Origin of the sequence: uncultured Anaerovibrio sp., from assembly GCF_947302755.1 — a bacterium.
Lineage (GTDB): Bacteria > Bacillota > Negativicutes > Selenomonadales > Selenomonadaceae > Anaerovibrio.
On record NZ_CAMYWM010000100.1, the window covers coordinates 1 to 9,214 of the forward strand.

General features: G+C 47.6%; 6 protein-coding genes. 4 read left to right on the forward strand and 2 right to left on the reverse strand.

What is annotated here, in order from left to right:
- Nucleotides 1-74: 74 nt before the first annotated feature.
- The 3 genes from Q0Y54_RS09475 to thpR all read left to right on the forward strand — a co-directional run bounded on the left by Q0Y54_RS09475 (nucleotide 75) and on the right by thpR (nucleotide 2,504).
- Nucleotides 75-1,670 carry a hypothetical protein gene (locus Q0Y54_RS09475; RefSeq protein ID WP_297966826.1) on the forward strand — a complete coding sequence of 532 codons (1,596 nt, stop codon included), beginning with the start codon at nucleotides 75-77 and terminating at the stop codon, nucleotides 1,668-1,670.
- Nucleotides 1,671-1,753: 83 nt separating this feature from the next.
- Nucleotides 1,754-1,966, forward strand: coding sequence for a DUF2905 domain-containing protein (locus Q0Y54_RS09480; RefSeq protein ID WP_297966828.1), 213 nt, complete (start codon nucleotides 1,754-1,756; stop codon nucleotides 1,964-1,966).
- A 13-nt stretch (nucleotides 1,967-1,979) separates the two neighbouring features.
- Nucleotides 1,980-2,504, forward strand: a complete 525-nt coding sequence (gene thpR, locus Q0Y54_RS09485) for an RNA 2',3'-cyclic phosphodiesterase (RefSeq protein WP_297966830.1) — start codon at nucleotides 1,980-1,982, stop codon at nucleotides 2,502-2,504.
- 166 nt (nucleotides 2,505-2,670) lie between these two features.
- On the opposite strand, the gene Q0Y54_RS09490 is transcribed toward thpR, so the two are convergent.
- On the reverse strand, nucleotides 2,671-4,191 hold the full coding sequence (locus Q0Y54_RS09490) for a YifB family Mg chelatase-like AAA ATPase (protein ID WP_297966832.1): 1,521 nt from the start codon (nucleotides 4,189-4,191) through the stop codon (nucleotides 2,671-2,673).
- A 181-nt stretch (nucleotides 4,192-4,372) separates the two neighbouring features.
- Here Q0Y54_RS09490 and Q0Y54_RS09495 point away from each other — a divergent pair, with 181 nt between their 5' ends.
- Nucleotides 4,373-8,197: a PolC-type DNA polymerase III gene (locus Q0Y54_RS09495; RefSeq protein WP_297966833.1), complete on the forward strand. Its 3,825-nt coding sequence runs from the start codon at nucleotides 4,373-4,375 to the stop codon at nucleotides 8,195-8,197.
- Nucleotides 8,198-8,403: 206 nt separating this feature from the next.
- Here the strand turns inward: Q0Y54_RS09495 and Q0Y54_RS09500 are convergent, their stop codons facing one another.
- A complete protein-coding gene (locus tag Q0Y54_RS09500) occupies nucleotides 8,404-9,177 on the reverse strand; it encodes a 5'-methylthioadenosine/S-adenosylhomocysteine nucleosidase (protein WP_297966836.1) in 774 nt (257 codons plus the stop codon).
- Nucleotides 9,178-9,214: the final 37 nt, after the last annotated feature.

Below are 9,214 nucleotides of genomic sequence, written 5' to 3' on the forward strand. Positions count from 1 at the left end.
TAATTGGAAGATTTTTCTTCTAAAGAAGAAAAATTTGAACAATGGCGTTATAAGATAATGGGAGGCATATCAGAGTGGAAAATAATCATCCTTTGGCGGTATACTGCAAGAGCTGTGGTGCACCGGCCAATTATGACATTGTCAGGCAGCAATATTTGTGCCAGTATTGTGGTGGGGTGACTGATGTAAAGGATCCGATTATGCGCTTGGAGAAATGGCGGGACGCCAGGCGCAAGGCCATTTTGGAGGGCGAGAATGCGGACGCTGAGGTACATTCCTGCCAGAACTGCGGTGCGCAGGTTATTATTCCCAAGGGGGAGGCCATGGGGAAATGTGGCTTCTGTGGCGGCAAATTTGCCCGCCGGGCCTTTGGCAAGTCGGATGAGCTGCCGGAGGTGATTATTCCTTTTGTACTGACCGAGGATGAGGCCAGGGAAAAGCTGGCAGAATGGGGACATAGTAATTCCCGGAAAAAAGAAGCTCAGGCCGTTTTGGCCAATATTCAGGAGCTACGGGGCTATTATTTGCCCTATGAGCTTATCCGTGGCCCGATGACGGCACAGGTGCAACGGCTGGAGACCTTTTCTGATCGCAAATACAATATGGGGGGCTTTTTGAATGGAATTGCGGTAAATACATCCAAACAGCTGGACAATCTGGTGTTGGATGCTATGGAGCCTTTTGAGTGGACAGCTGCCCGGCCCTTTGAATTTGCCTTTATTGCCGGTCAACGGGTGAAGCTCTCAGATGTGGATGGGCTGACGCTGGAAAACCGCGTGCTGGAGGAAGTGGAGGACAGCTTTAGGCAGGAGGCAGAACAGGCCTTGCAGACCACTGGCGTGACCATTAATATGCAGGCGGGACATCTGTTGCGCCTGCCTGCCTTGCTGCCGGTATATGTGTTGAGTATTGGCCCTGTATTGGCAGTGGTGAACGGCCAGACTGGCCGGACAGCTGTTACCAATACCAAGCTCAGCAAGAATTATTCCTGGCTTATTGAACCTACGGTATTGACTGTGCTCACCACTGGGGCCATGTGCCTGTTTGATGTATTGGTAGGTCTAATGTGGGGAGCTATTTTTGGGATTATTTTCTTCGTGGCCTTTGCTGACGGCCGGGGCGATGAATGGCGGCGCAAGGTGTTTAAGATGGATTCACTGCGGCCAAAGCGGATACAGGCCCGGCTTACCGTGAACCAGGGCCAGGAGCCGGTAGTGAACAGCACGGTTAAGGCCTTGTTCCTCGAGCCGGTAAATGGCCGGATGGAACCGGTAAGGGTGGCTTTCTACACCCCCCTTAGAATGCTTAAAATAATTTTAGGAGTGCTGGTATTCAATACCTTGCCGGCCATATGTGCCTTTTTGTTGGATTTTGAGGGTACAGCCAATTATAGCTATCTGGGGGCATGGCTTGTACTGACCGTACCGGTTACCTTAATCTTGTGGGTAGCCGTCGGCCGTATAAGAATTTATAATTTTCCGCTTTTTAAGGTTACCTTGGCAGATGGCAGCACCCGCCAGGTAAAATCTGACAACGACAAGCATATTTCCTTTAAGGAAGCGTTGAATTTTATCAAGGAATTGGCAGATTACAAGGAAGCCTGGATACTGGTTGGCTTCTTAATATTTATGCTGTTGGGCACAGTGGGAGCAATCCTGATGCCGGATTGAAATTTGACAGGCTGAGGGGGTACTCCCAAGCCAAAGGTTTTAATGGCCGACTTGTGATAAATGAATAGTGGAGAGGTAAGTCAATGACTGATATTGGGAAAACGTTAATATATTTAGGGATAATCCTTGTGGTAGTAGGTTGTGTAATTCATTTTGGCAGTAAATTCATTCCGTTTGGCAGTTTGCCGGGAGATATTAATGTGGAGGGGGAAAACAGTTCATTCCATTTTCCAATCGTAACCTGCATTATTATCAGTGTTGTTTTGAGCGTGATAGCAAATTTGTTTTTTAGGTAGGGTGGTATAAGAAATGAGACTTTTCATAGCCATACTTTTCGAGGAGCCTATCATAAAATCGCTAACCAAGTTACAGGACAGGTGGTATGATATGGGGGTGCGTGGTAGGTTTGTATCTGAACAAAATTTTCATATCACATTGGCTTTCATCGGTGAGTACGGTTCGGCAGAGCCTGTGTTGGAGGCTATGGAGGCTGTTCCCTTTGCACCATTGTCTATAAAGCTGGATGGGATAGGCAATTTTGGCGATATCCTTTGGGCAGGTATAGAAAGGAATGAGGAGCTGTCAAAATATGTTGGTAGGCTTAGAAAGACCTTGGCAGCAAACAACATACCATATGATAAAAGGAAATTTTCTCCCCATATTACCCTGGTGCGGAAAGGGGTGCTGAATTGTGGGATGGAGGAAATATTGCAGAATCCACCTCATGGAGCAATGATAGCCAAATCCATCGATTTGATGTCCTCAACACGCGGTAAAAATGGTATGATTTATACTAGTCTTGGCTGCGTAGAGGCAAAGGACTTCAAAAAGTGAATTTGGAAATAGCCAATGACCAGGCGGTGAAGGGTATCTGGCCTTGCTGCCTGTGTTGGTGGTAATGCATGTTACATAATTGAATAGAAACAAGCAAGAGAAAGCAGCAGCCTGGATTACAGCCGGACTGCTGTTGTCATTGTGTATAGGCAAGTGGATTGATGTTTTATACCCCAATATCATTTCTGAGCTGTATGGCCTCGGCCAGGTGGACTTCGGTGATTTTATCGCTGTTATCAAGATCGGCTATGGTTTGGGCCACTTTTTTTATGCGGTCATAGGAGCGGGCGGACATGCTTTTTTCAATGAAGGCAGCCCGCAGGAGCTGCTGGGCTTCCTTGGTAATCCTGCAGGTTTTTTTTAGTATGGAGCTGCTCATTTGTGCGTTGCAGACAATGCCATATTTTTCCAAACGGGCCAATTGACGGTCCCGGGCTGCCGATACCCGTTTACGGATAACTGCCGATGCTTCACTTCGCTGGGTTGAGGTTAATTCTGTGTAGGTTACCCGGGGCACACGAATTTGGATATCGATTCTGTCCAACAATGGACCGGAAATTTTTCGGTTATATCGTTTTATTTCCTGATAGGAGCATTCGCATTGCTTTTCCGGGTCATTATAATAGCCACAGGGACATGGGTTCATGGAACAGCAGAGGATAATCCGGGAGGGAAAGGTCAGGGAGGCATTTACTCTGGCGATGCTTACCGTACCATCCTCCAGAGGCTGACGTAATGACTCCAGGGTTTGCTTGCTGAATTCCGGCAGTTCATCCAAAAACAGAACGCCGTTATGGCTTAGGCTCACTTCACCAGGGTGGGGGATGGAGCCTCCGCCAATCATGGCCACCGATGAGGTGGTATGATGGGGACTGCGGAAGGGACGTTTGGTAATAAGGCCGCTGTTTTTATTCAGCATTCCTGCCACACTGTAAATTTTGGTTACCTCCAGGGCTTCTTTTATGGTCATTTCCGGCAGGATAGAATTTAACCGCCTGGCCAACATGGTCTTTCCGGCTCCGGGGCTGCCCACCAGCAAAATATTATGTCCCCCGGCCGCCGCTATTTCAAAGGCCCGCTTGGCCACAAATTGTCCCTGTACATCGGCAAAATCATCCATTGTCTCATCCCTTGCCTCCTGCTCCGTATTGGTTGAAACTGCAGGCTCCCAGGCAGCTTTTCCGGTGAGATAATCAATTAGCTCGTACAGGCTGTTTACCTTGTATATGGTCAGTCCATCTACCAGGAGAGCCTCGTTGACATTTGCCTCTGCCACAAAAAAGGCCTTGAAGCCCATTTCCTTGGCCTTTATGGCCATGGGCAGAATACCGGTTACACCGCGGACCTGCCCCTCCAGAGATAATTCTCCGGAGAACAGATTGCCCTCCATACTTTCACGGGGCAATATCCCGTAGGCCGCCAGCATGGCTATGGCAATTGGTAAATCCAGGCCTGAGCTGTCCTTCCGTATCCCTGCCGGGGCTAAATTTATCGTTACCTTTTGCGGCATTATCTTTATGCCGGAATTTTTTACAGCCGTTCTGACCCGTTCCTTGGCCTCCCGCACCATGGCATCAGGTAGGCCAATCATCTCCATGCCTGGAAGACCATTGGCCACATCAACTTCTACGTCTATTATTTGTCCGTCTACCCCAATAGTCGTTGCACCACAACATTTTGCAAACACAAGCATCACCCTTTCATTAGTCTTTTAATTATATATTATATAGCTATTAATATTATTATGCAAATATTAAGACTAGGCTAATATATATTATATAAGAGGTGTTTCATTTGCTTAAAGGTCAATAGATTTGTATAATTTTCTGTAGGTGCTCTTTTGGGAAAAATCGGGGGTTTTGCTTCTTATGGATAAATATTGTATTGTGCCGAAAACCAGTCGGATATTGTCAGAGCTGGCCAGGGGAATGAATTTGAATAGCGATGAGGAAGAGCTGCTTAAGGGCGGCTTTATTCGTCATGTGGAAATTTCTCTGGACACTAATACGTGGGAAATACTGGCCTGGACCATGCCGGAAATTGCTGAGGATTTGCTTAATCGGCTGGCAGCCTTTGTGGCACAGAAGTATCAGGTGGCCAAGGTGTATATTTATCAGTCTGTAATGAAGCTGGACAAGATCGTAGAGCAGAATTGGAAAAAGCTGGTGGATTATGTGGCAAAGGAAAATCAGGGAATTCGCCACATTTTGCTTCATTCCAATCGAATTTATAAGGAATCCATAATTCTTCTTCAGGTAAATGGGGATTTTAGCAAGTATCTGCTGGAGGAGCATAATGTTTTTCAGAAGTTAAGGGATGCCGGTATCAAGGTAATTGGCTATCCAATTAAGCTGGAATGTCAGCCAGTATATGAAGAGCTTGAGATTCCGGATGTGGAGGAGTCCGTTCACGAGACCAAGGAATATCAGGCGGCACTGGAGGCGGCCAAGGCTCCGGCACCAAAGCCGGCCCAGGGCGGCGGGGGATATGGCGGCGGGTATGGCGGAGTTCCTTCTGCTGGTGGCAGTGGCGAAAAGACTTCTGCCAATAAGCCTTCCCGTTCCAGACGGAGCAATGTTCCAATCGGTGATGATGACAGCCCGCTGATATATGGTAATGCCATTATCGGTGAAATTACCCCAATTGCTGAAATTGAAGGTGAAATGCGGGATGTGGTGGTTCAGGGCTCTATTGCCGGTGTAGACGGCCGTAGCTTCCAGTCTACTAACCTGTTGTTTTTTGCTGTGGCAGATAATTCTGAAGGCATTACCTGCAAGGCCTTTTTCAAGGACACTGAGGGCTATGAAAAGGTTCTGGGCCGTCTGAAAAAGGCTGCCAAGGCTGGAGATGCAGTCAAGGTCAAGGGCTCCGTCCGCTATGATAAATACGATAATGATTATGTGTATTTTGCTGACAGCGTTTTGCTGGTAGAGGTGGAACGCCGTCAGGATAGTGCGGAGGAAAAACGGGTGGAGCTTCATTGTCATACCACCATGAGCAATATGGATGCAGTGGCCTCTGCCCAGAGCCTTATTACTACCGCCGCCAAATGGGGCTGGCCGGCCATTGCCATTACGGACCACGGCGTTGTTCAGGCCTTTCCTGAGGCGATGGAAACCGTGTTTGGGAAAAAGCCCTTGGATATAAAGGTCATCTATGGTGTGGAAGGCTATTTGGTAGGGGAGGATTACGAGCAAAAACGGGCCAATCACATTATATTGCTGGCGAAAAATCCAAATGGACTTCGCAATCTCTACAAGCTGATAACCATGTCCCACCTACGCTTTTTCCACCGTACTCCGCGGCTGCCCCGTCAGCTGATACAGGAATATCGGGAGGGCCTGATTATTGGTTCAGCCTGTGAGGCAGGAGAACTGATCAGGGCTATTGTGGCGGAGCAAAGCGATGAAGAGCTGCTGAAAATAGCTGATTTTTACGATTATTTGGAAATTCAGCCTATTGGTAATAATGAATTTTTGGTACGAAGTAATGATTTTCCCAATATCAAAGATGATAATGATTTGATTAAGATAAACATGAAGGTAGCTGAGCTGGCCAGGAAGCTGAACAAGCCTTTGATAGCCACCTGTGATGTGCATTTCCTTAATCCTGAAGACCAGATATACCGGGCTATTCTTATGAAGGGAAAGGGGTTTGATGACGCTGATTTTCAGCCACCTCTTTATTTGCGGACCACAGAGGAAATGCTGGCAGAATTCCAGTATTTGGGGGAAGAGGCGGCCTATGAGGCGGTGGTTGCCAATCCACGGAAAATCGCTGAAATGTGCGAAAAATTCAAGCCAATTCCTGATGAATTGTATTCGCCGATGATTCCCGGGGCAGATGAGGAAATCACCAGTATGACCTATAATAAGGCCAAGAGCCTGTATGGGGAGGTGCTGCCGAAAATCGTCCAGGACAGAATAGACCAGGAGCTGAAGCCAATTATTGCCCACGGCTTCTCGGTGCTGTACCTTATTGCCCAGCGGCTGGTGCGCAAGTCCAATCTTGATGGGTATCTGGTAGGCTCCCGTGGTTCCGTTGGCTCCTCCTTTGTGGCCACCATGACGGATATTACCGAGGTAAATCCTTTGCCGCCACATTGGCGATGCCCCCACTGCAAGCACAGTGAATTTATTACCGACGGCTCCTATGGCTGTGGCTATGATTTGCCGGACAAGGAATGTCCTGTTTGTGGTACCAATATGATAAAGGATGGTCACGAGATACCCTTTGCCGTATTCCTGGGCTTTGATGGTGATAAGGTTCCGGATATTGATCTGAATTTCTCCGGGGAATATCAGCCTGTGGCCCATAAATACACCGAGGAGCTCTTTGGCAAGGACAATGTATTCCGGGCCGGTTCCATTGGTACAGTGGCGGAAAAGACCGCCTATGGCTTTGTGCGCAAGTATTATGAGGAAAAGGGACAGACAAAGCGGGATGCCTATATAAATAAGATGGCTGCAGGCTGTAACGGGGTGAAGCGGACCACTGGTCAGCATCCGGCGGGTATCATGGTAGTACCCCGTGATATGGATGTTCATTTCTTTACCCCATTGCAGCATCCGGCGGATGACAAGACCTCGGCCACCATTACCACTCATTTTGATTATCATTCCATTTCCAGCCGACTGGTTAAGCTGGATATTCTGGGCCACGATGATCCTACGGTAATAAAAATGCTGGAGGATCTTACTCACCGCGACCCAAAGACCATTCCCTTTGATGATCCGGCAACCCTCAGCCTGTTTAATTGTACCAATGCTCTGGGGGTGACTGAGGAGGAGCTGGGGGCCAATTCCGGCACCTTTGGTATTCCTGAGTTTAGAACCAATTTTACCCGTCAGATGATTGCAGACACCAATCCAAGCTGTTTTTCCGATTTGGTGCGCATATCCGGTTTCTCCCATGGTACGGATGTATGGCTGGGCAATGCCCAGGATTTGATAAAGGCCGGAACCTGTACCCTGCAGAACGCTATTGCCGCCCGTGATGATATTATGATGTATCTTATGCATAACGGGGTGGAGCCTCTCCTGGCCTTTAAGACAATGGAGCGGGTCCGCAAGGGGAAAGGCATTGAACCGGAGGTGGTGGAAACTCTCCGCAAGACCGGTATTCCCGAGTGGTACATTGAGTCATGTCAGAAGATTAAGTATATGTTCCCAAGGGCCCATGCCACCGCCTATGTTATGATGGCCTATCGTATTGCCTTCTGCAAGGTCCATTATCCCCTGGCCTACTATGCAGCTTATTTCTCCATTCGGGCTGCTGCCTTTGACTCAGATATAATTTCTGCCGGCAAGGAGGCGGTGAAGGCCAAGATGGAGGAGCTGGAGACCAAGGACAAGATGGACAATAAGGAGGAAGAGCTCTATGTGGTTCTTCAGCTGGCCTGGGAGCTTTATATACGGGGATTTACCGTAAAAAAGGTGGATCTGTACAGGTCAGGAGCGGACCGCTTCCAGATGGTTACTGAGGAAAATGCCCTGCTGCCGCCCTTTACTACACTTACAGGACTTGGGGGGGTGGATGCCAAAGCCATCGTGGAGAAACGCCAAACTGGTCCATTTTCTTCCATTGAAAATTTAAAAAAGCGAACCGGAATAACCAAGACAAGTATTGAGGCCCTCCGGGTCCACGGCTGTCTGGAGGGGCTGGATGAGAGCGATCAGATGTCCTTGTTTTGACACAAATACCCTACTCCACTTATTATTTAGTGGAATAGGGTATTTTTTGTCTCCGTCATTTATCTGCATTTTTTTGGATGGATTTATCAACTTTTCCAGCACAAATTCTGGAACTATCCTTTGATATATCTGCTCTGAGTGGCAATCCAAAAAAACAGGCGGAGGATTATGAACCCTCCGCTGTTAGTAATGGCACTGTAACAATATTATTTCAGGAATTTCTCATAATATGCCTTTGCCACTGAAAGGGCAAACTCCTGACAGGCGTGTCCGGTCTCAGGATTGAATTTTTCATCGTGGAGCTCTGCATTTGACAAAACCCGAAGTCCTATAAATGGTACACCATAGCTTCGGCAAATCTGAGCTGCGGCATGGGTTTCCATGTCCTCACACAATGAGCCGTATTCCCTATTCAGAAAAAGAATTCTTTCCTGCTGGCGGTTCCAGTTATTGGATGTGGAAATAGTGCCTACGGCAGTGTTGCCTTTATGATAGTTTTTGGACATATCCTTCGCCACCATCAACAAATTGGCATCGGCTGAAATCCTGTAACTATCGGTTAGATAATAATCATCCTTAACGGCGAAAAAGCGTATATGCCGCCAGTCAGCATTATTTTTTTCGATTTTACTGATCCAGGCACTTGCATCAAAGGAATCAGCTCCAATCACCAGATCAAAGGTATGCAGGGAGGGAGCGTGACCACCACCGGTACCCTGGTTAATAACAGCAGCAGGCTTAAAATGTTCAATACCTACAGCAGTAGCAGCGGCAGCATAGCTAACACCTGCATGGGTAACTGCGACTGTCAGGGGGACTCCTTGATAGTCACCACTGATAAATCGCCATGAACCAAGCTTCTCCTCCTTTGGATTTTTAAGGGCAGAAATCATTTTATCGGTTTCGCAGTCCATGGCCCCTTGAAGCATAACAGAGGCGTAAGCCTTCGCAGTACTTGGAAACATAAACCATAACAGCAAAAAAGAAAAGCCCCTTTTGTAATATTTTTGTCACAAA

Bases quoted from the DNA above. Each gene is read 5' to 3' on its own strand.
- thpR (WP_297966830.1), top strand. From the start codon at position 1,980: ATGAGACTTTTCATAGCCATACTTTTCGAGGAGCCTATCATAAAATCG.
- Q0Y54_RS09495 (WP_297966833.1), top strand. From the start codon at position 4,373: ATGGATAAATATTGTATTGTGCCGAAAACCAGTCGGATATTGTCAGAG.
- Q0Y54_RS09480 (WP_297966828.1), top strand. From the start codon at position 1,754: ATGACTGATATTGGGAAAACGTTAATATATTTAGGGATAATCCTTGTG.